Origin of the sequence: Bradyrhizobium sp. S3.12.5 (genome assembly GCF_040548225.1) — a bacterium.
GTDB lineage: Bacteria > Pseudomonadota > Alphaproteobacteria > Rhizobiales > Xanthobacteraceae > Bradyrhizobium > Bradyrhizobium cytisi.
The window spans coordinates 44,434-66,623 of the sequence record NZ_JBEPRF010000010.1 but is presented as its reverse complement, the minus strand read 5'-3'; the positions used below and the strand labels follow the sequence as shown (position 1 = coordinate 66,623).

At 64.0% G+C, this 22,190-nt stretch carries 24 protein-coding genes; 19 read left to right on the top strand and 5 right to left on the bottom strand.

Going from position 1 to position 22,190, the window contains the following annotated elements; all coding sequences use genetic code 11:
• Positions 1 to 20 precede the first annotated feature (20 nt).
• From tpiA to pyrG, 3 genes are all read left to right on the top strand, one after another.
• Positions 21 to 776 carry a triose-phosphate isomerase gene (tpiA, locus tag ABIC09_RS16210; protein ID WP_354109878.1) on the top strand — a complete coding sequence of 252 codons (756 nt, stop codon included), beginning with the start codon at positions 21 to 23 and terminating at the stop codon, positions 774 to 776.
• Between the two features lie 142 nt (positions 777 to 918).
• A complete protein-coding gene (secG, locus tag ABIC09_RS16205; RefSeq protein WP_148753720.1) occupies positions 919 to 1,308 on the top strand; it encodes a preprotein translocase subunit SecG in 390 nt (129 codons plus the stop codon).
• 167 nt (positions 1,309 to 1,475) lie between these two features.
• Positions 1,476 to 3,107 carry a CTP synthase gene (gene pyrG / locus ABIC09_RS16200; RefSeq protein WP_148753721.1) on the top strand — a complete coding sequence of 544 codons (1,632 nt, stop codon included), beginning with the start codon at positions 1,476 to 1,478 and terminating at the stop codon, positions 3,105 to 3,107.
• 4 nt (positions 3,108 to 3,111) lie between these two features.
• Here pyrG and ABIC09_RS16195 read toward each other — a convergent pair whose 3' ends face one another.
• From ABIC09_RS16195 to ABIC09_RS16185, 3 genes are all read right to left on the bottom strand, one after another.
• Positions 3,112 to 3,774 carry a class I SAM-dependent methyltransferase gene (locus ABIC09_RS16195; protein ID WP_354037014.1) on the bottom strand — a complete coding sequence of 221 codons (663 nt, stop codon included), beginning with the start codon at positions 3,772 to 3,774 and terminating at the stop codon, positions 3,112 to 3,114.
• 111 nt (positions 3,775 to 3,885) lie between these two features.
• Complete coding sequence (locus tag ABIC09_RS16190; protein WP_354109877.1) at positions 3,886 to 5,262, bottom strand: sensor histidine kinase; 1,377 nt, start codon at positions 5,260 to 5,262, stop codon at positions 3,886 to 3,888.
• A gap of 10 nt (positions 5,263 to 5,272) precedes the next feature.
• The gene (locus ABIC09_RS16185) at positions 5,273 to 5,950 is read right to left on the bottom strand and encodes a response regulator transcription factor (protein WP_354083031.1); all 678 of its coding nucleotides are present in this window, start codon (positions 5,948 to 5,950) and stop codon (positions 5,273 to 5,275) included.
• Positions 5,951 to 6,122: 172 nt separating this feature from the next.
• On the opposite strand from ABIC09_RS16185, the gene ABIC09_RS16180 reads away from it, so the two are divergent.
• The 6 genes from ABIC09_RS16180 to ABIC09_RS16155 all read left to right on the top strand — a co-directional run bounded on the left by ABIC09_RS16180 (position 6,123) and on the right by ABIC09_RS16155 (position 11,155).
• Entirely contained in the window at positions 6,123 to 6,449 is a 327-nt protein-coding gene (locus ABIC09_RS16180) for an NIPSNAP family protein (RefSeq protein ID WP_148753725.1), read from the top strand.
• A gap of 126 nt (positions 6,450 to 6,575) precedes the next feature.
• Positions 6,576 to 7,427, top strand: coding sequence for a 3-deoxy-8-phosphooctulonate synthase (gene kdsA, locus ABIC09_RS16175; RefSeq protein ID WP_354109876.1), 852 nt, complete (start codon positions 6,576 to 6,578; stop codon positions 7,425 to 7,427).
• On the top strand, positions 7,427 to 8,638 hold the full coding sequence (locus ABIC09_RS16170) for an MFS transporter (RefSeq protein WP_354109875.1): 1,212 nt from the start codon (positions 7,427 to 7,429) through the stop codon (positions 8,636 to 8,638). The genes kdsA and ABIC09_RS16170 overlap by 1 nt, the downstream gene beginning before the upstream one ends.
• A 119-nt stretch (positions 8,639 to 8,757) precedes the next feature.
• Positions 8,758 to 9,210, top strand: coding sequence for a universal stress protein (locus tag ABIC09_RS16165; RefSeq protein ID WP_148753728.1), 453 nt, complete (start codon positions 8,758 to 8,760; stop codon positions 9,208 to 9,210).
• Positions 9,211 to 9,459: 249 nt separating this feature from the next.
• The gene (locus ABIC09_RS16160) at positions 9,460 to 9,930 is read left to right on the top strand and encodes a hypothetical protein (RefSeq protein ID WP_354037009.1); all 471 of its coding nucleotides are present in this window, start codon (positions 9,460 to 9,462) and stop codon (positions 9,928 to 9,930) included.
• A complete protein-coding gene (locus ABIC09_RS16155) occupies positions 9,923 to 11,155 on the top strand; it encodes an HlyD family secretion protein (RefSeq protein ID WP_354109874.1) in 1,233 nt (410 codons plus the stop codon). The genes ABIC09_RS16160 and ABIC09_RS16155 overlap by 8 nt, the downstream gene beginning before the upstream one ends.
• Positions 11,156 to 11,183: 28 nt before the next feature.
• Here ABIC09_RS16155 and ABIC09_RS16150 read toward each other — a convergent pair whose 3' ends face one another.
• Together ABIC09_RS16150 and queF are read right to left on the bottom strand one after the other, a co-directional pair.
• Complete coding sequence (locus tag ABIC09_RS16150; RefSeq protein ID WP_354109873.1) at positions 11,184 to 11,969, bottom strand: substrate-binding domain-containing protein; 786 nt, start codon at positions 11,967 to 11,969, stop codon at positions 11,184 to 11,186.
• Between the two features lie 16 nt (positions 11,970 to 11,985).
• Positions 11,986 to 12,474: a preQ(1) synthase gene (queF, locus tag ABIC09_RS16145; protein WP_354037005.1), complete on the bottom strand. Its 489-nt coding sequence runs from the start codon at positions 12,472 to 12,474 to the stop codon at positions 11,986 to 11,988.
• A 126-nt stretch (positions 12,475 to 12,600) separates the two neighbouring features.
• Here queF and eno point away from each other — a divergent pair, with 126 nt between their 5' ends.
• From eno to ABIC09_RS16095, 10 genes are all read left to right on the top strand, one after another.
• On the top strand, positions 12,601 to 13,884 hold the full coding sequence (gene eno / locus ABIC09_RS16140; RefSeq protein ID WP_148753733.1) for a phosphopyruvate hydratase: 1,284 nt from the start codon (positions 12,601 to 12,603) through the stop codon (positions 13,882 to 13,884).
• A gap of 34 nt (positions 13,885 to 13,918) precedes the next feature.
• A complete protein-coding gene (locus ABIC09_RS16135; protein WP_148753734.1) occupies positions 13,919 to 15,058 on the top strand; it encodes a zinc-binding dehydrogenase in 1,140 nt (379 codons plus the stop codon).
• A gap of 111 nt (positions 15,059 to 15,169) precedes the next feature.
• Positions 15,170 to 16,168: an MBL fold metallo-hydrolase gene (locus tag ABIC09_RS16130; RefSeq protein WP_354109872.1), complete on the top strand. Its 999-nt coding sequence runs from the start codon at positions 15,170 to 15,172 to the stop codon at positions 16,166 to 16,168.
• 183 nt (positions 16,169 to 16,351) lie between these two features.
• Positions 16,352 to 16,903, top strand: a complete 552-nt coding sequence (locus ABIC09_RS16125; RefSeq protein WP_148753736.1) for an NADPH-dependent FMN reductase — start codon at positions 16,352 to 16,354, stop codon at positions 16,901 to 16,903.
• Between the two features lie 120 nt (positions 16,904 to 17,023).
• Entirely contained in the window at positions 17,024 to 17,341 is a 318-nt protein-coding gene (locus ABIC09_RS16120) for an FtsB family cell division protein (RefSeq protein WP_148753737.1), read from the top strand.
• A 94-nt stretch (positions 17,342 to 17,435) separates the two neighbouring features.
• Positions 17,436 to 18,815, top strand: a complete 1,380-nt coding sequence (locus ABIC09_RS16115; RefSeq protein WP_354109871.1) for a glycerophosphodiester phosphodiesterase family protein — start codon at positions 17,436 to 17,438, stop codon at positions 18,813 to 18,815.
• Positions 18,816 to 18,984: 169 nt separating this feature from the next.
• Complete coding sequence (gene pdhA / locus ABIC09_RS16110; protein WP_148753738.1) at positions 18,985 to 20,007, top strand: pyruvate dehydrogenase (acetyl-transferring) E1 component subunit alpha; 1,023 nt, start codon at positions 18,985 to 18,987, stop codon at positions 20,005 to 20,007.
• 30 nt (positions 20,008 to 20,037) lie between these two features.
• Positions 20,038 to 21,426, top strand: a complete 1,389-nt coding sequence (locus ABIC09_RS16105) for a pyruvate dehydrogenase complex E1 component subunit beta (RefSeq protein ID WP_354109870.1) — start codon at positions 20,038 to 20,040, stop codon at positions 21,424 to 21,426.
• A gap of 3 nt (positions 21,427 to 21,429) precedes the next feature.
• Entirely contained in the window at positions 21,430 to 21,732 is a 303-nt protein-coding gene (locus ABIC09_RS16100; RefSeq protein ID WP_015685879.1) for a DUF5076 domain-containing protein, read from the top strand.
• Positions 21,733 to 21,734: 2 nt separating this feature from the next.
• Positions 21,735 to 22,187, top strand: a complete 453-nt coding sequence (locus ABIC09_RS16095; protein ID WP_354083022.1) for a nucleoside deaminase — start codon at positions 21,735 to 21,737, stop codon at positions 22,185 to 22,187.
• The last annotated feature ends 3 nt before the right edge of the window (positions 22,188 to 22,190 follow it).

Sequence of the window (22,190 nt, the reverse complement as noted above, 5' to 3'; positions counted from 1 at the left end):
TCATTTTGCTGGGAATTGACATGACCGATGCCATCCGACCGCTGATTGCCGGCAACTGGAAAATGAACGGCCTGAAGGCCGCGGCCGCCGAATTCGACGCCATGCTCAATGGCGCGGCAGCGGTGGCCGGCAAGGCCGATCTGCTGGTCTGCCCGCCGGCAACCCTGATTGCAGCCTTTGCCGACAAGGCGCACGGCAAGAAGGTCGCCGTAGGGGCCCAGGATTGCCATCCCAAGGCCTCCGGCGCCCATACCGGCGACATCGCGGCCGAGATGCTGGCGGACGCGGGTGCGACCGCCATCATTGTCGGCCATTCCGAGCGCCGCGCCGACCATGGCGAGGGCGATGTGCTGATCCGGCAGAAGGCGGAAGCCGTCTGGCGGGCAGGAGCGGTCGCGATCGTCTGCATCGGCGAGACGCAGGCCCAGCGCGATGCCGGGCAGACCCTGGACATCGTCCGCGGCCAGCTCAACGGCTCGCTCCCGGACGGCTCCACCGCAGCCAATCTGGTCGTGGCCTATGAGCCGGTGTGGGCGATCGGCACGGGCCTGACTCCCACGTCCCAGGATGTCGAGCAAGTTCATGGCTTTATCCGGGAACTCCTGACGTCCCGTTTCAAGGCGGATGGGGCGGCGATGCGGATCCTGTATGGCGGCTCGGTCAAGCCGTCGAACGCGGCCGAGCTGATGGCGGTCAAAAACGTCAACGGCGCGCTGGTCGGCGGTGCCAGCCTGAAGGCCGCCGATTTCCTTGCGATCGCCAAGGGCTGCCCCTAGCTAAGCGTAAAGCGCGGGGCCGTGGCCGATCGGGGGTGGCAATGCCGTTTCCGATCGTGTAACACCGCGCAACTTCAGGAAAACCCGCGAAGCGCGATCGGCTGCCGGTACCGGCGCTGTCGGCTTGTGACGGAAGGATACTATGCAGACCGTTGTCATCGTCATCCACCTCATGATCGTTGCCGTCATGATCGGTGCCGTGCTGCTCCAGAAGTCGGAAGGCGGCGGCCTCGGCATGGGCGGAGGCGCGGGCTTCATGTCGAGCCGCGGCACCGCGAATCTGTTGTCGCGCACCACCGCGGTCCTGGCTGCCGGGTTCTTCCTGACCAGCCTGTTCCTGTCCTGGTATGCCGGCTACAACCGTGCACCGTCCTCGATCATCGGCCAGCCGGCGTCGCAGACCCAGCCGGCCGGCGGTGGACCGATCACCCCGCCGACCTCGGGCGGCATTCTGGATACGCTGAAGAAGGCGGACGAGCAGCAGCAGGCCCCGGCAGCGCCGAGTGGCCCGCAGGTGCCTCGCTCGCAATAAAGCAGGGGCGCCATGCAGGGCGGTGGCTACCATCCTGCATCAACAGCCCCCATCAAGGCTCTGTCACCACTCTTAGTTTTGGCTCACCCACAGGCCCGCAGGATTCTTTGGGGCGGAATGCGAATCGCTTTGGCGAATCGGATTCGAGGGATTAGAGGTTAGGTCCCATGGCGCGGTACATATTCATCACCGGCGGCGTGGTTTCTTCGCTCGGCAAGGGTTTGGCTTCAGCGGCACTCGGTGCCCTGCTGCAGGCCCGGGGCTACAAGGTCCGCCTCCGCAAGCTCGACCCCTATCTCAACCTCGATCCCGGAACGATGTCGCCGTATCAGCACGGCGAAGTGTTCGTGACCGATGACGGCGCGGAGACCGATCTCGATCTCGGTCATTACGAGCGCTTCACCGGGCGGCCTGCGACCAAGCAGGACAACATCACGACGGGGCGCATCTACCAGGACATCATCTCGAAGGAACGCCGCGGCGATTATCTCGGCGCGACCATCCAGGTGGTGCCGCACGTCACCAACGCGATCAAGGAATTCGTCCTCTCCGGCAATGACGATTACGATTTCGTGCTGGTCGAGATCGGCGGCACCGTCGGCGACATCGAAGGCCTGCCGTTCTTCGAGGCGATCCGTCAGCTCAAGAACGAGCTGCCGCGCGATCATGCCATCTACATTCACCTCACGCTGCTGCCGTACATCCCGAGCGCCGGCGAGCTGAAGACGAAGCCGACGCAGCATTCGGTGAAGGAGCTGCGTTCGATCGGCATCCAGCCGGACATCCTGCTCTGCCGCACCGATCGCGAGATCCCGAAGGAAGAGCGGCGCAAGCTCGGCCTGTTCTGTAACGTGCGCGAGAGCGCCGTGATCGAGGCGCGCGACGCCGACAGCATCTATGCCGTGCCAGAAGCCTATCACGCGGCGGGCCTCGACGACGAAGTGCTCGCCGCCTTCGGCATCGAATCGCGCATCCCGCCGGTGCTCAAGAGTTGGCACCAGATCAACGAGCGCATCCGTAATCCCGAGGGCGATGTCACCATCGCCATCGTCGGCAAATACACCGGCATGAAGGATGCGTATAAGTCGCTGATCGAGGCGCTCTCGCATGGCGGCATCGCCAACAAGGTGAAGGTCAATCTCGACTGGATCGAGAGCGAGATCTTCGAGAAGGAAGATCCGGCGCCGTTCCTCGAGCACGTCAACGGCATCCTGGTGCCCGGCGGCTTCGGCCAGCGCGGCGCGGAGGGCAAGATCAAGGCGGCACAGTTCGCGCGCGAGCGCGACGTGCCGTATTTTGGCATCTGCTTCGGCATGCAGATGGCGGTGATCGAGGCCGCGCGAAACCTCGTCGGCATCGAGGAGGCCAACTCCACCGAATTCGGCCCGACCAAGGAGCCGCTGGTCGGCCTGATGACGGAGTGGCTGCGCGGCAACGAGCTCGAGAAGCGCTCGCGGGCCGGCGATCTCGGCGGCACGATGCGGCTTGGCGCTTATCCCGCCGCGCTTGATCGCGGCAGCCGCGTCTCGCAGGTCTATGGCGGCGCGACCGAGATTTCGGAGCGCCACCGCCATCGCTATGAGGTCAACACCGCCTACAAGGACCGGCTCGAGCAGCACGGCCTGAAATTCTCCGGCCTCTCGCCCGACGGCGTGCTGCCGGAGATCGTCGAGTACGAGGATCACCCCTGGTTCATCGGCGTCCAGTTCCACCCCGAGCTGAAGTCGCGCCCCTTCGAGCCGCACCCGCTGTTCGCCTCGTTCATCCAGGCGGCGATGGTGCAGAGCCGGTTGGTCTGATTCCTCAAGGCGAGGTGGTGAGGTCGTGCTCGCGATGCATTGCCTCGCGAGCGACCGGCACTGACGCATTAGCTGCAACCGATCCGGCAATGAGCGTCATCTGCGGCCGCCGGGTCAGCTTGTAGACGGCAGCCGGCGGCACGTTCAGGAAGGCGCGATCGACCAGCGTTGCGCGCAGGCCGAGACGATCGAGGACGGGCCGTGGAATCGGGCAGCTCATGCCATAGGTGAACTGGTAGAAGGCGCCGCCGGGGCGGACATAGCTGAATGCGCCGCCGAGGATCGAGACGACCTTGCGCGTCGACATGTTGAGCAGCGGCAGGCCGCTCACGACCGCGCCGACCGGCGCACCGTCATAGAGCCGCTCCGTCGCCAGCCGCGCCGCATCCATCCACAGCACGCGGGCGCCGGGGAAGCGCATCTGCAAGAGCTTCATGAAGTCCGAGCCGTATTCGATCAGCGTGAGATCCTGTGGCCTGACGCCGCGTTTCAAGAGCTTGTAGGTGAAGGCGCCGGTGCCGGGACCGAGCTCGAGGATCGGGCCGGTCTTCTCGGTGATCTCGCGCGTGATGAGATCGGCAAGTGCCGCGCCCGATGGCGCGATGGCGCCGACCCGGCGCGGCGAAGACATCCAGGAAATAAAGAAGGACAGAAAATCGTTGGGCATGCGCACTCCGGCATTTCGATTGCACCTCGGAGGATTAGAGGTGAGGCGGATGCACTGTCGCGGGAGTGGATTGCGACAGCATTGCGCTGTGAGCCATGAAAGCGGATTGAATCAATTCTGTGGGCCTGGCCGCAGCGTCATTCTGAAGCAGGTGCCGCCGTCCACCCCGTCGGTGACCGAGACCTGTCCGCCATGCAGGAGCACGATCTCGCGCACCATGTTGAGACCGAGGCCGGCGCCGCGATCGAGCGGCGTGAGCCGGTAGAACGGTTCGAAAATCTGCGCGCGTTGATCAGCGGGAATGCCGGCGCCTTCGTCGGTGACCTCGATGCAGGCGGGCTTGCTCACGCGAATGCCGATCGTGCCGCGGCGAGGGCCGTGCTGGATCGCGTTCTGCACGAGATTGGTCAGCGCGCGCTCCAGCGCGGCGGCATCACCGATCGTCTCGATCGGCGTTGAGGGTGCATCGAGCTCCAGCTCGTAGCCCGCGGCGATCGCGAGCGGTGCGAGGTCGGCGGCCGCGCTTTGCGCCATCGCGACGAGGTCGACGCGCGTGAAGGGATGACCGCAACGGTCAAGCCGCTGGATGTCGAGCAACTGCTCGGCGAGCGTCGCCAGCCGCGCGGCATCCTCCAGCAGCCGGGTCTTGTCCGGACCGGAGGGGAGCGATTCCAGCCGCGTGTTCAGGATCGCGATCGGCGTCCGCAGCTCGTGCGCGGCATCCGCAACAAAGCGCTTGTGACGGGCATAGCCCTGATCGAGTCGCGCCAGCGCCTCGTTAACTGCGGTGACCAGCGGTACGACCTCCAGCGGAACTTTCTCCACCGACAGCCGCGCGCCGCGCTGATGGATGTCGATGCGCCGCGCTTGATCCGCGGTCGCATCCAACCCCCTGAAAGCGCGCTGCACGATCATCGGCGTCGCGATGAAGGTCGCGGTGCCCATCACGAGCAGGCCGGGCAGGGCGATGCCGAGAAACGCCAGCGAGGTCATCAACAGCGCCTTGGCGCCGGTCAGCCGTCCCTGCGTCGCCGTGATGATCTGCACATTGCCGGCATCGGTGTCGACGCGCTTCAGCCGCGCCGCCGGCTTTCGCGGGTCGTCCTCGAACATCTGCCAGCCGAGCCGCGCCTGGCTGATCTGGTCGAGGCTGCCGCCGATTGCCGCGAATTCCGCCGGCGCGGCGCCTTCAGTGAGCGAATGTCCCTGCCGGTCGCGGACCAGAAACCAGAGGTCCGGTGTCTCGGCACGCAATTGTTTCAGGTCGGGCGTCTGGCGCAGGGTCAGGTCGCCTTCAGCGTTACGCGCGAGCGCGCGCTCCACGACATCGATGACGCGATCCTCGTCGCGATCCGCGAGCACGAAGCCTGAGGCGCAGAGCGCACCGACGACAACAGCAACCAGCGCCAGCAACAGTGCGGCCTGGAGCGCAAGCAGGCGCCAGCTCAATCGCGAGCGCAGGCAATAGGGATCGTCGTGCTTGCTCATGTTGGCTTCTTCAAGTCGGCAGCTTCCTCAGGAGATAGCCGACGCCGCGAATGCCGTGGATCTCCACGCCGGCGTCGGCATCAGTGAGCTTGCGGCGCAGCCGCGAGACATGGGTGTCCAGCGCATTCGACTGGATTTCGTCGTCGAAATTGTAGACAGCCTCTTCCAGCGCTGCGCGCAGTACCGTGCGGCCCATCCGGCGGATCAGGGCTTCGAGCACCAGCAGCTCGCGGCGCGGCAGCTCGAACGGCTGGTCGTCGATGCTGGCCTCGCGATGGCCGACATCGAAGGCGAGGCGGCCGGCGCGGATGACGTCCGGAGACAGCCCCGCGGGCCGCCGCAGCACGGCGCGCAGTCGCGCCAATAACTCCTCGACCGCGAACGGCTTGGCGAGATAATCGTCGGCGCCGCTGTCGAGCCCGGCGATGCGGTCGGCGAGCTCGCCGCGAGCGGTCAGGACGATGATCGGCACGCCGTCGGCGCGTGCGCGAAGCTTCGGGATCAGGGTGAGGCCGTCGCCGTCGGGAAGCTGGCGGTCGAGCAGGACGGCGGCATGGACGTCGGCGGAAATCGCTTCCTCCGCATCCGCAAGCGTGGGGGCGTGATCCACCACCATGTCGTAGCGCCTGAGCGCCGACGACAGCGCTGTGGCCATCTCCGCCTCATCCTCGACGAGCAAGATTCGCATGATCCGCCACCTCAACCCCATTGAGCCATTCTAGCGGCCAGATCATTGCGGCAGCATTGCGGGAACAGGACCAGCCATGCGCGAAACGCCGCGGGGGCCGCCGGGCAGGGCTCAAGACAGTATCAGGGCCGATCGTTATAACCTCCGCACCTGTTCAGGGAGGAATACAACAATGATCTACGAGATGCGCGTCTATCACTGCCTGCCCGGCCGCCTTCCGGCCCTGTTGAAGCGGTTCGAGACGGTGACGCTGAAGCTCTGGGAGAAGCACGGCATCCGCCAGGCCGGCTTCTTCACCACGCTGATCGGTGAATCCAACCAGGAGCTGACCTACTTCCTGGCCTGGGAATCGCTTGCCGAGCGCGAGACCAAGTGGGGCAAGTTCATGACCGACCCGGACTGGATAAAGGGGCGCGCCGAGAGCGAAGCGGACGGCCAGATCGTCGGCAACATCGTCAGCCAGCTGCTGACGCCGACCGCCTTTTCGTCGGTCAAATAGCGCTTGTCCGGCATGGGTTGCGGCGGGGACCAGCCGCGCAACCCTGATATTCTGATAGCCCGGGCCGAATGGGGTTGATCGGCCCCTCATCACCGCTATGGTCGCGGCGAAACGAGGGAATTGGCCTTGAGCTCTTCATCATCCGCGGCCCCGGTCGTCACTGTTGGCACGGCCAAGTTCGGCAATGAACTGCCGATCTCGATCATTGCCGGCCCGTGCCAGCTCGAAAGCCGCCAGCATGCGCTGGAGGTCGCCTCCGCGCTGAAGGAGATCGCTGCGCGGCTGAAGATCGGCCTCGTCTACAAGACCTCCTTCGACAAGGCCAACCGCACCAGCGCCTCGGCGGAGCGTGGCCTCGGCTTGGCGCAGTCGCTGCCGATCTTCGCCGAGATCCGGTCCTCGCTCGGTCTGCCAGTGCTCACCGACGTGCACGATGTCGCGCAATGCGCCGACGTCGCGCAGGCCGTCGACGTCCTGCAGATCCCGGCCTTCCTGTGCCGGCAGACCGATCTGCTGCTGGCCGCGGCTGCAACCGGCAAGGTCGTCAACGTCAAGAAGGGCCAGTTTCTCGCCCCCTGGGACATGACGAATGTCGTCGCCAAGATCACCGGCGCGAACAATCCCAACGTGCTCGTCACCGAGCGCGGCGCGTCCTTCGGCTACAACACGCTGGTATCGGACATGCGCGCGCTGCCGATCATGGCGCGCACCACAGGTGCGCCCGTGATTTTCGACGCGACTCATTCGGTGCAGCAGCCGGGCGGGAAGGGTGCGTCCTCCGGCGGCGAGCGCGAATTCGTGCCGGTGCTGGCGCGCGCGGCGGTCGCCGTCGGTGTCGCCGGCGTCTTCATCGAGACCCATCCCGATCCGGATCGGGCGCCGTCGGACGGGCCCAACATGGTGCCGCTGCGCGAGTTCGAAGGCTTGATCCGCACGCTGATGGCGTTCGATACGATCGCCAAGGGCCAAATGCACTGATGCACGAGCCCGTGGCCAGGCCGTCGACCGACCAGAGGTTTCCGCCTGCGATCAACATCATCGCGCTTGCGAGCTTCTCGGCTGCATTGTCGACGCGGGCGCTCGACCCGGTGCTGCCGCACATCGCGGAGGAATTTTCGATCAGCATCACGACGGCGGCGAGCATCGCGGCCGGCTATGCCCTGATCTACGCGCTGATCCAGCCGATCGTCGGCGCGGCGGCCGATCTGTTCGGCAAGGCGCGGCTGATGACGTTGTGCCTGGCGCTGCTCGGCGTCGCCTGCGTTCTCGGCGCGCTCTCGACCTCCTTCTCGGGCCTGTTCGCGAGCCGCATGCTCGCCGGCATCGCCTCGGGTGGCGTGTTCCCGGTTGCGCTCGGCCTCACCGCCGACCTGGTAGCACCAGCCAAGCGGCAGGTGGCGATCGGACGCACGCTTGCCGGTTCGATGACCGGCAATCTGCTCGGCGCGACCGCCTCGGGCATCATCGGCGATCTCGTCGGCTGGCGCGGCGTGCTCGTGATCATCGGGGCGCTCGGGCTGATCGCGGCTGTCGCGGTCGCGGCGGGCTTTCGCGGCGCCGCCCTGACGGCTCAGCCGAGGAGCGACCTGAAGACCTTGCGGCAGGGCTATCGCACCATCCTCGCCAATCCCAACGCGCGCTATTGCTATTCGGCCGTGTTCGTCGAGGGCTGCTGCGTGTTCGGGCTGTTTCCCTTCATCGCCGCCCTGCTGTTCGATCTCGGCGAGACCTCGCTGTCGATCGCGGGCATCGTGATCGCGGGTTTCGCGGTCGGTGGGCTGTTCTACACGTTCACGGTCTCGCGCTTCCTGCCGCGACTGGGCGTCAGGGGCATGATGATCGCAGGCGCGAGCCTCGTCGCGCTCCAGCTCGCGGCACTCGCTCTTGGGCCCGGCTGGAAAGTCCAATTCGCCATCATGCTGCTGATGGGCTGGGGCTTCTACATGATCCACGGCTGCCTGCAGGTGTTCGCCAGCGAGCTGTCGGTCGAGGCGCGTGCGACGGCGATGTCGCTGCACTCGTTCTTTTTCTTCATGGGCCAGACGGTCGGACCGCTGGCCTACGGGTTCGGGCTTGCGCATACCGGCAAGGCGCCGACGCTGGTCGCGAGTGCCGTGCTCATGGTGCTGCTGGGCCTTGCCTGCGCCGCGCTCCTCAAGCCGCGGGCACCGTCCGACGCGCGTGCCTGAGGCCAGTGTTTCGCGGGCCGAGATATTGAGATTGAAATAAAAGCGAATAGACCGGAGGCCGGGATCGGACCATATTCGGAGGCATCACTTGCAGGGGGCAATCAGCAAGGAGCCACCCAATGTACGCCAATATCCTCTTGAGCACCGATGGCTCGGATGTCGCAAGAAAAGGCGTTGAGCATGGAATTGCTCTGGCAAAGGCCTTGAATGCCAAAGCGACAATCGTCACCGTGACGGAACCGCTGCCGATCGACTATGGCGGCGGATTCGATTCGGGATGGGTTCCCTCGCAAGAAGAGATTGATCAGTTTGACGCAGCCTGCAAGCAGCGCGCGGGCAAGGTGCTCGATCAAGCTCGGTCCATGGCAGAGCGGAGCGGGCTGCCGGTAGAGCTCTTACACGTTCCGAACGCGCACCCAGCCACCGCGATTGTCGAAACGGCAAAGTCCAGGGGCTGCGATTTGATTGTCATGGCCTCGCATGGACGTCGCGGCCTCAGGAAGCTGTTCCTGGGAAGTCAGACATCCGAAGTTCTCGTCAACGGAAGCGTGCCGGTATTGGTCGTGCCGTAGTCGCGTGCACGCCCGTTGGCCGCCAATCCGTCGAGCCAGTCGAGCTCGCTCACGGCTGAAGGCGACAGCTTCATTGTTGGCGCGGCGGCTGATGCGCGCAAACGCGAAGGCTTGTTTTCCCAGCGCGTACGAGACGGGCCGACGCGCATCTTGAAGGTGTGGCACGAGCTTTGTGCTTGCCAAGTTCCGGCATTGTGAAAGAATGAATTTGGAGCGGCCGGCTCCCAATGCAATTTCGGGGAGAGACGCGTGAGTGAATCGCTTCATCCCGCCGCCCCGCATCACCTGCCTTCCTTCATCACCGCGCCGGGAGACACCGATGTCCTGATGGTTGTCGTCGGAATCGTTCTGGTCGGCGCCGTTCTCGCAGTCGGAAATATCTATCTGCACCTGCACACTTTGCCGGAGCGGAAGGCTCACAAATCGCAGAAATTCCAGTTTGAGATCGTGGCCGTACTGGGACTGCTGGCGCTGTTCACGCACAACCACCTGTTCTGGGTGATCGGCCTGTTCCTCGCCATGATCGATCTGCCCGACTTCAGCACGCCGCTGCGCAAGATTGCCGGCTCGGTCGAGAAGATGGCCGGCGTCGCGCCGGAGCAAGATCCGACCGAGCCATCGAATGGAGCTGGTCCTGCGCAACCTCCTGTGGCCGGCGATGCCAAGGCCGAGAGCGCCAAGGCTGAGAGCGCCAAGAGCGAGGTGGCCGGTCATGCTTGAGCTGCTGCTCTGCTCGCTCCTGACAATATTTCCCGACTATCTCTATCGCCGATATCGGCAGGGAAAGCGCCTCGGGCACGAGATTACGCTTTATTCGGTCTGGTTCGAATTGCGATTTGGCATCATTGCCTGCCTGATGCTGACCGTCTCGCTGATTACGATGATTTTCTATTATCACCCGTCGACCACATCGGCTACGTTGTACTATCGGACCGTGCCTATCGTCCCCGAGATTACCGGACGGGTGGCAGAGGTTCATGTCGACTACAGCGCGCCGGTCAAGCAAGGCGACGTGATCTTCAGGCTCGACAATTCCAAACAGCAGGCGTCGCTGGAGACGGCGAAACGCAAGATCGCCGAAGTCGATGCATCGATGCTGACGGCGCAGGCCGATATTCTCAAATCGGAAGGCCAGATTCAGGAAGCCAAGAGCGCATTGCAACAGGCCAACGACGAACTCGACGTCAAGCGCGAGCTACAGAGACGCAATCCGGGGATCGTGCCGCAGCGGGATATCGAAAAGCTCGAGGTGGCCGTCGCCGGCCGTCAGGGCTCGGTCGATGCTGCAACTGCGGCAAGGCAGTCCGTAACGACGCGTGTCAGCGCGCTTCTCCCGGCAGAGAAGGCAAGCGCGGAAGCCGTGCTCGCTGAAGCGCAGGTCGATCTGGACAAGACCTACGTTCGCGCCGGCGTGGACGGCCGTGTCGAACAATTCCTGCTGCGGCCGGGCGACGTCGTTAATCCCATGCTGCGGTCCGCGGGCGTCCTGATCCCCGAAGGCGCTGGGCAACGCGCACTTTCGGCGGGGTTCGGTCAGATCGAAGCGCAAGTCATGAAAGTCGGAATGGTGGCCGAGGCCGCCTGCATTTCAAAGCCATGGACCATCATTCCGATGGTGGTCACGGACGTGCAGGATTACATCGCAGCGGGCCAGTTCAGAGGCGGTGAGCAACTGCTTGAAGTGCAGAATACCGTTCGACCCGGCACGATTCTCGTTTTCATGGAGCCGATCTACAAGGGCGGCCTAGAGGGTGTGACGCCGGGCAGCAGTTGCATTGCTAACGCCTACACCAGCAATCACGAATTGATCGCGTCGGGCAAAATCGGCGCGTTCAAAAGCTTCGCATTGCACATCGTCGATGCGACCGGACTTGTGCACGCCATGCTGCTGCGGATTCAGGCCCTGCTGTTGCCGGTCAAGACGCTGGTGCTGAGCGGGCATTGATCTGCCCGCGAGCCTGCTCTCGTGGACACTAAGGCCCGATCGGCTCCATCCCGCTCGCGATGATCGCGTCGCGGGCCGCGGGCGAGGCGAGGAATTTGATCAGGGCCCGGCCGGCCTCTTGTTCTTTCGATACGGTCGCGATCCCGGCCGAGAAGATCGTGATCTGCTGCAATTCCTTCGGCAGGGGACCTACGATGTCGATGCCCTTCACGGGCTTCAATTCGCTGATCTGCTGGAAGCCGAGCTCGGCCTCGCCGTGCGCGACGATCTCGCCGACCGGCGTCGCCGGGATCTTTCGCGCCTTGTCCTTCATGGCCTCGGTGATTCCGAGCTTGTCGAACATCTCGGTCGAGACGTAGACGCCGCTGGCGCTGTCGGAATAGGCGATCGTCTTCGCGGCCAGTAGCGCCTGCTTGACTGCGTCTACCGAGCTGATGTCCGGCTTCGGCGCCCCCGATTTCACGGCGACCCCGATCGGCGATCGCGTCAGATCGATCTGGCTGCCGGCCACGACCTTGCCCTTGCTGACGAGATCGGTCAGCGCGTAGCCCACCATGATCAGCACGTCCGCCGGCTCGCCGCGCTCGAGCCGGACCGGAATCGCATTGGTGGTGGTGCCCATCGACGGCCCGTAGGCGGTCAGCACCTTGTTGCCGGTGGCATTCTCGAACTCAGGCACGAGCGCCTGAAAGGCCGCCGTCAATCCTCCCGAGATCATCACGCGGACTTCGGCAGCGTGGGACGCGCCGGTGAACCACAGGACGCCAAGAAGGCCGAAGGCAACGCCGCGGAATTTTGCAGGTATCGATGTCATCGTCACGGGTCTCCAACTAGCCCCGGCCGCGATAGGGCGCGACGCCTTGTTCGGGCAACCATAGGCCCTTCGGCACGCGGCCGGTCTGCCAGAACACATCGATCGGGATGCCGCCGCGCGGGTACCAGTAGCCGCCGATGCGCAAGAATTTCGGCTTGATCTCGGCGGCGATGCGCTTGCCGATCATCACGGTGCAGTCCTCATGGAAGGCGCCGTGGTTGCGGAAGCTCGCGATGTAGAGTTTCAGCGATTTCGACTCCAGCAGCCATTGGCCGGGCGCGTAGTCGATCATCAGATGGGCGAAATCGGGCTGGCCGGTCACCGGGCAGAGCGAGGTGAACTCCGGCACGGTGAAACGGACCAGATATTCGGTCCCTCCTTGCGGATTCGGGACTCGGTCGAGCTTCGCCTTCTCGGGCGCATCCGGCCATTCCACGGCACGGCCGAGCTGCAGGGCAGGGGAATCTGAACGTGAGTTGCTTGATTTGCTGGGTTTTTTCGACATGAGGCCGCCTCCGAGCGGCCCTCTTAGCCAATCGTGGCGCGGCCGTCACCCGGCCTTTTCCGCTTCGATGCATTGCGGTAGAAGCACCGCCAACTGCCCCCCTTTGCTCCCCGAAAAGAGGCCCTCATGACCGCCATCATCGAAATCATCGGACGCGAAATCCTCGATAGCCGCGGCAATCCCACTGTCGAGGTCGACGTCGTGCTGGAAGATGGCGCGCTCGGCCGCGCCGCTGTGCCCTCCGGCGCCTCCACCGGCGCCCATGAGGCGGTCGAGCTTCGCGACGGAGACAAGACCCGCTATCTCGGCAAGGGCGTCACCAAGGCGGTCGGCGCCGTCAATGGCGAGATCTTTGAGGCCCTGAGCGGCCTCGATGCCGAGCAGCAGGCGCAGATCGACCAGATCATGATCGACCTCGACGGCACGCCGAACAAGAGCCGGCTCGGCGCCAACGCCATCCTCGGCGTGTCGCTCGCCTGCGCCAAGGCGGCCGCGAATTCGCTCGACATGCCGCTCTATCGTTACGTCGGCGGCACCTCGGCGCGGTTGCTGCCGGTGCCGATGATGAACATCATCAATGGCGGCGTGCATGCCGACAACCCGATCGACTTCCAGGAGTTCATGATCCTGCCCGTGGGCGCGTCCTCCTTTGCCGAGGGCCTGCGCTACGGTGCGGAAGTGTTCCACACGCTGAAGTCGGAGCTGAAGAAGGCCGGCCACAACACCAATGTCGGCGACGAGGGTGGCTTCGCCCCGAACCTGCCGTCGGCGGACGCCGCGCTCGAGTTCGTCATGAACGCGATCGGCAAGGCCGGCTACAAGGCTGGCAGCGATATCGTGATCGGCCTCGACTGCGCCTCGACCGAATTCTTTAGGGACGGCAAGTACGTCTATGAAGGCGAGGGCAAGACCCGTTCGGTCTCCGAGCAGGCCAAGTACCTTGCCGACCTCGTCGGCCGCTATCCGATCGTCACCATCGAGGACGGCATGTCGGAAGACGACATGGACGGCTGGAAGGAGCTCACCGACCTCGTCGGCAACAAGTGCCAGCTGGTCGGCGACGATCTCTTCGTCACCAACGTCAAGCGTCTCGCCGAAGGCATCAAGGCCGGCCGCGCCAACTCGATCCTGATCAAGGTCAACCAGATCGGCACGCTGACCGAGACGCTCGCCGCCGTCGAGATGGCGCACAAGGCCGGCTACACCTCGGTCATGTCGCACCGCTCGGGCGAGACCGAGGATTCCACGATCGCCGACCTCGCGGTCGCCACCAATTGCGGTCAGATCAAGACCGGCTCCCTTGCACGTTCCGATCGCACCGCCAAATACAACCAGCTCCTCCGCATTGAGCAGCAGCTCGGCAAGCAGGCGCTCTACGGCGGCAAGGCGGCACTGAAGGCGCTGGCATAAGCCAGCGCTTGAACAAGGACAGGGGAGGATCGACATGAGCGACGGCAAGACCGGACTGCAACTGCGTTCGCTGATCAAGAAGAGCGGAGAGCTCGAGATCCTGCTTCTGGACGTGCCGACTCCCGAGCCCGCGGATGACGAGGTCGTCGTCCGCATCGAGGCGGCGCCGATCAACCCGTCCGACCTCGGCCTGCTCGTCGGCGCCGCCGACATGAGCACGGCGAAGGCGTCTGGCACGAAAGAGGCGCCCGTCATCACCGCGAAGGTGCCTGATGGTGCGATGCGCGCAATGGGTGCGCGGCTCGACCAATCCCTGCCGGTCGGCAATGAGGGTGCCGGCGTCGTCATCAAGACCGGCTCGTCGGATGCGGCGAAGGCGCTGATGGGCAAGACCGTCGCGATGATCGGCGGTGCCATGTACGCGCAGTACCGGACCCTGAAGGCGAGGGACTGCCAGCCGTTGCCCGAGGGCACGACGGCGGCAGAGGGCGCATCCTGGTTCGTCAATCCGCTCACTGCGCTCGGCATGACCGAGACGATGCGGCGCGAAGGCCACAAGGCGCTGGTGCACACCGCAGCCGCCTCCAATCTCGGTCAGATGCTGAACAAGATCTGCATCAAGGACGGCATCGGGCTCGTCAACATCGTGCGCAGCAAGGAGCAGGCCGAGATCCTGAAGAAGATCGGCGCCAAGCACGTTGTCGATTCCAGCGTGCCTGATTTCCTCGACGATCTCACGGCCGCGCTGGTCGAGACCGGCGCGACCATCGCCTTCGATGCCATCGGCGGCGGCAAGCTCGCCGGCGACATCCTCAACTGCATGGAAATCGCGATCAACAAGACCGCGAAGGAATACAGCCGTTACGGCTCCAGCGTGCACAAGCAGGTTTACGTCTACGGCGCGCTCGATATCCGTCCGATCGAGCTGCCGCGCGGCTTCGGCATGGCTTGGGGCGTTGGCGGTTGGCTCTTGACTCCGTTCCTGCAGAAGATCGGACCTGCCGACATCGGACGGCTGCGTCAGCGCGTCGTGAGCGAATTAAAGACCACCTTTGCCAGCCACTACACCAAGGTGGTGTCGCTGCAGGAGGCGCTCGATCCCGCCAATATCGCGGTGTACGCCAAACGTGCCACCGGCGAAAAATTCCTCATCAATCCGAATAAATCTTCGTGATCGGCGACGGCAGGTTACCTAAAAGAGGTCTTGCCTTCTGAGAGAAGCGGGAGATTATTCCGCCGCGTTGAAAGCGGAAAAACCGTAACGCGCTCAGAAGGGGACATCTCCATGACCGATCTCAATCGCCGTCATCTGCTTGCAGGCGCCGCTGCAGTCGGCGCGGCCGCCGTCACGGGATTGCGACCAATCGCAACCAATGCCGCGGTGCCGCAAGCCGGCGCGCAGGCGCCGGGCTTCTACCGCTACAAGGTCGGCAGCTTCGAGTGCACCTCGATCAATGACGGCGCGCGCAGCTTCCCGATGCCGGACAAGTTCGTCGCCAACATTCCGAAGGAGGAAGCGCTCGCCGCTGCCGACGCCGCCTACATGCCGAAGGGCATGGTCACGGTCCCGTTCAATCCGCAGCTCATCAACATCGGCTCCAAGCTCGTGCTGATCGATACCGGCAACGGCGTCGCCAATCTGGAGCCCAGCAAGGGCGCCGTCGGCCGCACCCTGCAAAACCTGCAGGCCGCCGGCGTCGATCCGAAGAGCATCGACATCGTGCTGCTGTCGCACCTGCATCCCGACCACACCAACGGCATCCGCCTGGCCGACGGCTCGCTCGCGTTCCCGAATGCCGAGATCATGGTGCCGGTGAAGGATTGGGAGTTCTGGACCAGCGAGGACAACGCCGCCAAGGCGCAATCCAGCGACATGATGAAGAACTACTTCGCCAACGTGAAGAAGACCTTCGCCGGCATCGAGTCCAAGGTGACGAAGTATGAATGGGGCAAGGAGGTCGCGCCCGGAATCACCTCGATCGCGACGCCCGGCCACACGCCCGGTCACACTTCGTTCGCGGTCGCCTCGGGCGACAAGAAGGTGCTGATCCAGTCCGACGTCACCAACATTCCCGAGCTGTTCCTGCGCAATCCGGACTGGCACGTGGCCTTCGACACCGACGGCGTGCTGGCGCAGGAGACCCGCCACAAGTTCTACGACATGGCGGCAGCCGAGAAGGCGACCGTGGTCGGCTTCCACTTCACCTTCCCTTCGGTCGGCCATGTCGAGAAGGACGGCGCCAGGTATCGCCTGATCCCGTCGGCGTGGAATCCGACGATCTGATCCCGTTTGCAGATATGCACGAAAGATCGGGCCGCCGCTTGGCGGCCCGGTTGTTTTGGACGACCATCTGCTTTCAAGAAACTCAGCGTTTCCAAATCGGGTCGGTTCATGCACTTGCATCCATCAGTCCGGATCGCTTAAGTGCTGCCGCGGAACTCTCGCTCCAGATCTCAAGGACAACCCATGGCCTACAATATCGTCGTGATCGCCGGCAGCCTGCGCAAGGACAGCTTCTCTCGGAAGATCGCCAATGCGCTGACCAAGCTCGCGCCGGCATCTCTCAAGCTCGAGGTCGTGACGCTCGGGGGCATCTCGTTCTTCAACCAGGATCTCGAAAGCGCGCCGCCGGCCGACTGGCTGGCTTTCCGCGAGAAGCTGCAGAAGTCCGACGGCGTCATCTTTGTCACGCCGGAATACAATCGCGCCATCCCGGGCGTGCTGAAGAACGCTATCGATGTCGCCTCACGGCCCTATGGCAAGAGCTCGTTCAACGGCAAGCCTGTCGGTATCATCTCCAACTCGCCGGGCCCGCTCGGTGGCGTCAGCGCCGCCAAGACGCTCCAGAACATCCTGCCGGGCATTGCCGGCCCGATCCTGCAGCAGCCCGAGATCTATCTGAATGCGGTCGGCGACGCTTTTGATGCCGAGGGCAATCTGGTCAAGGAGTCGCTCAAGCCCGTGCTCCAGGCCTACATCGACGCGTTCGCCGCGCACGTTGCCAAGCATCACGGCTGATACGGTTCGAGCCTCCGTCATGTCCGGGATAAACCAAGGATAAACCCGGGCATGACGGGTCCGTAATACGGGAAAGGGAAGATTAGCACTCCCTTAACCAAGCTGCCCCATCTTGCCAAAATGGTATCTCGCGCCCGCCTCAAATCGGTCCTGACCGGTCTCGCCCTCTATGCGATGGCGGCCGCCATCGTCGGCTATTTCGGCGTCAACGCCTATACCGGCAAATACGGCCTCAACGCCCGCCAGGAGCTCGACCAGGAGATCATCGCGCTGACCAGCGAGCTCGCCCAGCTCAAGCGCGAGCGCGCCCGCAGCGAGCAGCGCGTCTCGCTGCTGCGCACCGAGAAGATCGATCCCGACATGCTGGATGAGCGGGCGCGGTTCCAGCTCGACTATGTCAATCCGCACGATCTCGTTCGGATGATCCCGCAGAACTGAATCGCCTGCCTTCCGCCGTCATCCGTATGTCAGAGTCTTAAGACAAGACAGCAAGCCCGGCATTGATGCGTTGCCGCGAAGATGGAGGCTTGTCATGACGAACGATCGTTCCCGACGGATGCTGCGTATTGGAGCGATGCTGTTCAGCGCGGCATTCCTGCCGCTGTCGATGGCATATGCACAGACCGCCTCGTCGCCATCAGGCGCCAAACCCTTCCTGACCGTCGACGGAAAGGCGCCGCTGATCCTCGGCCATCGCGGCGTGCCGGGGCTGGTGCCCGAAGAGACCGACGCCTCGTATGATCTCGCCGCAGCGCTCGGAACCGACGCGCTCGAAGAGGATCTTCACCTCACCAAGGACTGCGTCCTGGTCGCGCGCCACAACCCCTGGCTCGCGGACAACACTGACGTGGCCGAGGTGGCGAAGACCAATGCGGTGGTCGCGGCCCGCAAGCGCACGGTGCCCGGCGTGCATGTCAAGGCGCCTTCTCCCACCAACGGGCCCGCCGACTACCTCGTCGATCTCACCGATCCGGCCGATCCCAAATCGGTGCTGAAGTCATTGATCGTCGACGGCGAAGATCACACCAACGACTGGTCGATCACCGACTTCACCATGGCCGAGCTGAAGCAGTGGATCGGGGGCACCACTTACGATGCAGCCAATGAGCGGCCGAAGGTGTTCAACGGCAAATTCCCGGTTATCAGCTTCCAGGACATCCTCGATATCGCCAAGGCCAAGAGCAAGGAGACCGGGCGTCCCATCCTGGTCTATCCGGAAACCAAGAACCCGACCTGGAACAATGCGCAGGCCATCGCCAACGGCTGCGGCGCGCCGGGCAGCCATCCACTCGAGGATGCCCTAATCAAGATCATCAAGGACAACGGCCTCAACACCAAGGACGCGCCGATCCTGGTCCAGAGTTTCGAGCCCGGCAGCCTGAAATATATGCGCGGCCATGGCCTGGAGACGCGGCAGGTTCAGCTCATCGATGGTAACGGCATCGACTTCAAGACCGGCAAGGTCCTGCTCAACAACATCACCAACTCCCGTCCGTTCGACTGGACGGTGGCCGGTGACGCGCGCCTGTACGATGCGATGCTGACCCCGGTGGGCCTCGCCGAGATCAAGACCTATGCCGACGGCATCGGCCCTTGGAAAGCCTATATCGTTCCGCTCAAGATCGCGCCGTGGAAGGACAGCAATGCCGACGGCACGCCCTATAAGTCCTCGACGCCGGAGGCATCGACGCAGGAGGCAACCAGTCTGATCGCCGACGCGCACAAGCTCGGCCTATTCGTCCACGTCTTCACGTTCCGGAATGAGAAGAAATATCTCGCGGCCGACTATCACGCCGATCCGGCCCAGGAATATCTCAAATTTTTCCGTCTCGGCGTCGACGGGGTCTTCACCGACTTCACACACACCGGCGTTGCCGCCCGCGCAACGTATTTGCGAGAGCTCGGCTGGTGAGCCGAGCATTGCCAAAGCCGAATGTTGCCTGATCAAGCCCAAAGATTTTGCAAAATTTCGGCCACGTTGCAGTGCGGCATAATGAAAGTCGTGCCATGTCGCTGCGGTGCTTTCACACGCGATTGAGTTGGGTTAGAGAGGGCTTAGTTTTCTCTGACCCGGAATTCCCATGGCCGCCCCCAAGAAAGCCGCCGCAAGCAGCCCACAAGACAAGACCGACGGCGGTTCGCCCCCGGAGTTCACCAGGGAGCAGGAGCTGAAGGCGCTCCGCGACATGTTGCTGATCCGGCGATTCGAGGAAAAGGCCGGTCAGCTCTACGGCATGGGCGCGATCGGCGGCTTCTGCCACCTCTATATCGGCCAGGAGGCCGTGGTGGTCGGCATGCAGATGGCCCTGAAGCAGGGCGATCAGGTCATCACCGGCTATCGCGATCACGGACATATGCTTGCCACCGGCATGGAAGCCAACGGCGTGATGGCCGAGCTCACCGGCCGCCGCGGCGGCTATTCCAAGGGCAAGGGCGGCTCCATGCACATGTTCAGCAAGGAGAAGCACTTTTACGGCGGCCACGGCATCGTCGGCGCCCAGGTCTCGCTCGGCACCGGTCTCGCCTTCGCCAACAATTATCGCAGCAATGGCAATGTCAGCGTCACCTATTTCGGCGACGGCGCGGCCAACCAGGGCCAGGTCTATGAGAGCTTCAACATGGCGGAGCTCTGGAAGCTGCCGGTGATCTTCGTCATCGAGAACAACCGCTACGCCATGGGCACCTCGGTCTCGCGCGCCTCCGCGCAGCAGGATTTCTCCAAGCGCGGCGCCTCTTTCAACATCCCCGGAATGCAGGTTGACGGCATGGACGTCCGCGCGGTCAAGGCTGCGGCTGATGAAGCTGCCGCCTGGTGCCGCTCCGGCAAGGGCCCGATGATCCTGGAGATGCAGACGTACCGCTATCGCGGCCACTCGATGTCCGATCCTGCCAAGTACCGCACGCGCGAGGAGGTCGAGAAGGTTCGCCACGACCAGGATCCGATCGAGCAGGTGCGCAACCGACTGCTCGCGGCCAAGGTCAGCGAGGCCGACCTCAAGGCGATCGACGCCGGAGTGCGCGACATCGTCAACGCGTCCGCCGACTTTGCCCAGCACGATCCCGAGCCGGATGCCGCCGAGCTCTGGACCGACGTTTACCGCTGAAACGCGCGCAAGCTTTCTTTTGGAGAAGATATGCCAATTCAAGTGCTGATGCCCGCGTTGTCGCCCACGATGGAAAAGGGCAACCTTGCCAAATGGCTGAAAAAAGAGGGCGAGACGATCAAGTCCGGCGACGTGATCGCCGAGATCGAGACCGACAAGGCCACCATGGAGGTCGAGGCGACCGATGAGGGCACGCTCGGCAAGATCCTGATCCCCGAGGGCACCGCCGACGTCGCCGTCAACACGCCGATCGCGACCATCCTCGCCGACGGCGAGAGTGCCGCCGATCTGGCCAAGGCGCCCGCGCCGGCCAAGCAGGAGAAGGCTGCGGAATCCGCACCTCCCGCCACTGCCAAGGCCGAAGCGCCCGCGCCAAAGGCCGCGCCTGCGCTGCAGGCCGTCGCCGAGCCAGATCCCGAAGTGCCTGCCGGCACCGAGATGGTGACGCAGACCATCCGCGAAGCGCTGCGCGACGCCATGGCCGAAGAGATGCGCCGCGACGCCGACGTCTTCGTGATGGGCGAAGAGGTCGCCGAATATCAGGGCGCCTACAAGGTCACCCAGGGCCTGCTCCAGGAATTCGGCGCCAGGCGTGTCATCGACACCCCGATCACCGAGCATGGCTTTGCCGGTGTCGGGGTCGGCGCGGCCATGACCGGCCTGAAGCCGATCGTCGAGTTCATGACCTTCAACTTCGCCATGCAGGCGATCGACCAGATCATCAACTCTGCGGCCAAGACGCTCTATATGTCCGGCGGACAGATGGGCTGCTCAATCGTGTTCCGCGGACCGAACGGCGCGGCTGCGCGCGTCGCCGCCCAGCACAGCCAGGATTACGCGTCCTGGTACTCGAACATTCCGGGTCTCAAGGTGGTCGCGCCGTTCTCGGCCGCCGACTACAAGGGTCTGCTCAAGGCCGCGATCCGCGATCCCAATCCGGTGATCTTCCTCGAGAACGAGATGCTCTACGGCCACACCGGTGAAGTGCCGAAGCTCGACGACTTCGTGATCCCGATCGGCAAGGCGCGGATCGTACGCTCGGGCAGCCATGTCACGATCATCTCCTGGTCGAACGGCATGTCCTATGCGCTCAAGGCCGCCGACGAGCTCGCCAAGGAGGGCATCGAGGCCGAGGTGATCGATTTGCGCACGCTGCGCCCGATGGACACCGAGACGATCATCAACTCTGTCAAGAAGACGGGCCGTGCCGTCACGGTGGAGGAGGGCTGGGCCCAGAGCGGCGTCGGCGCCGAGATCGCTGCGCGCATCATGGAGAACGCCTTCGACTATCTGGATGCGCCGGTCGCCCGCGTCACCGGCAAGGACGTGCCGATGCCCTATGCGGCAAACCTGGAGAAGCTTGCGCTGCCCTCGGCGGCTGAAGTGGTCGAGGCCGCCAAAGCTGTCTGCTACAGGTAGGCCATGGCGGGCCCGAAGGAGCAGCCATTGCCGCCCGACGTCCTCGCCCGCGACGACGCGGTCGAGATCCTGCGCGTGTTCGTGCTGGATGGCGGGCTGTCGATGGCGTTCCAGCGTGCCTTCGAAGAGCCCGACATGTGGGGCCTGCTGCTCGTCGATCTCGCCCGTCACGCCGCGCGCGCCTATGCGCGCGAGAGCGAATACACCGAGGAGGACGCGATGAACCGGATCCTCGAGATGTTCCAGGCGGAAATCGAGCGTCCCACCGACACCGGCACCACGACCCCGCGCGGGAAGGGACACTGACCGTGGCGATCGAATCCCACCATTACGATCTCATGCTGGAGGCGATCCGCGAAGCGGAAGCCTCGATTGCGCAAGGCGGCCTGCCGATCGGCGCCGTGCTGACGCGCGACAACAAGATCATCGCCCGCGGTCACAACAACCGCGTGCAGGAGAACAATCCGATCCTTCATGGCGAGATGAGCTGCCTGCGCGAAGCCGGTGCGATCTCGTTCCATGACACCGTCATGTACACCACGTTGTCGCCGTGCTCGATGTGTGCCGGCGCGCTCGGCTTGTTCAAGGTTCAGCTGGTGGTGATCGGGGAATCCGTCACCTTCGAGGGTTCCAAGGATATTCTCGACAAGTTCGGAATCCCCTGGCTCGACCTTGCCGACGACCGCTCCATCGCCATGATGAAGAATTGGCGTTCCATCCCTGCCAATGAGCGCCTGTGGCAGGGCGACATCGGCAACTAAACC

Coding starts and splice junctions, on each gene's coding strand:
- tpiA (WP_354109878.1), top strand. CDS start 21: ATGACCGATGCCATCCGACCGCTGATTGCCGGCAACTGGAAAATGAAC.
- secG (WP_148753720.1), top strand. CDS start 919: ATGCAGACCGTTGTCATCGTCATCCACCTCATGATCGTTGCCGTCATG.
- pyrG (WP_148753721.1), top strand. CDS start 1,476: ATGGCGCGGTACATATTCATCACCGGCGGCGTGGTTTCTTCGCTCGGC.
- ABIC09_RS16195 (WP_354037014.1), bottom strand. CDS start 3,774: ATGCCCAACGATTTTCTGTCCTTCTTTATTTCCTGGATGTCTTCGCCG.
- ABIC09_RS16190 (WP_354109877.1), bottom strand. CDS start 5,262: ATGAGCAAGCACGACGATCCCTATTGCCTGCGCTCGCGATTGAGCTGG.
- ABIC09_RS16185 (WP_354083031.1), bottom strand. CDS start 5,950: ATGCGAATCTTGCTCGTCGAGGATGAGGCGGAGATGGCCACAGCGCTG.
- ABIC09_RS16180 (WP_148753725.1), top strand. CDS start 6,123: ATGATCTACGAGATGCGCGTCTATCACTGCCTGCCCGGCCGCCTTCCG.
- ABIC09_RS16170 (WP_354109875.1), top strand. CDS start 7,427: ATGCACGAGCCCGTGGCCAGGCCGTCGACCGACCAGAGGTTTCCGCCT.
- ABIC09_RS16165 (WP_148753728.1), top strand. CDS start 8,758: ATGTACGCCAATATCCTCTTGAGCACCGATGGCTCGGATGTCGCAAGA.
- ABIC09_RS16155 (WP_354109874.1), top strand. CDS start 9,923: ATGCTTGAGCTGCTGCTCTGCTCGCTCCTGACAATATTTCCCGACTAT.
- ABIC09_RS16150 (WP_354109873.1), bottom strand. CDS start 11,969: ATGACATCGATACCTGCAAAATTCCGCGGCGTTGCCTTCGGCCTTCTT.
- queF (WP_354037005.1), bottom strand. CDS start 12,474: ATGTCGAAAAAACCCAGCAAATCAAGCAACTCACGTTCAGATTCCCCT.
- eno (WP_148753733.1), top strand. CDS start 12,601: ATGACCGCCATCATCGAAATCATCGGACGCGAAATCCTCGATAGCCGC.
- ABIC09_RS16135 (WP_148753734.1), top strand. CDS start 13,919: ATGAGCGACGGCAAGACCGGACTGCAACTGCGTTCGCTGATCAAGAAG.
- ABIC09_RS16130 (WP_354109872.1), top strand. CDS start 15,170: ATGACCGATCTCAATCGCCGTCATCTGCTTGCAGGCGCCGCTGCAGTC.
- ABIC09_RS16125 (WP_148753736.1), top strand. CDS start 16,352: ATGGCCTACAATATCGTCGTGATCGCCGGCAGCCTGCGCAAGGACAGC.
- ABIC09_RS16120 (WP_148753737.1), top strand. CDS start 17,024: ATGGTATCTCGCGCCCGCCTCAAATCGGTCCTGACCGGTCTCGCCCTC.
- ABIC09_RS16115 (WP_354109871.1), top strand. CDS start 17,436: ATGACGAACGATCGTTCCCGACGGATGCTGCGTATTGGAGCGATGCTG.
- pdhA (WP_148753738.1), top strand. CDS start 18,985: ATGGCCGCCCCCAAGAAAGCCGCCGCAAGCAGCCCACAAGACAAGACC.
- ABIC09_RS16105 (WP_354109870.1), top strand. CDS start 20,038: ATGCCAATTCAAGTGCTGATGCCCGCGTTGTCGCCCACGATGGAAAAG.
- ABIC09_RS16100 (WP_015685879.1), top strand. CDS start 21,430: ATGGCGGGCCCGAAGGAGCAGCCATTGCCGCCCGACGTCCTCGCCCGC.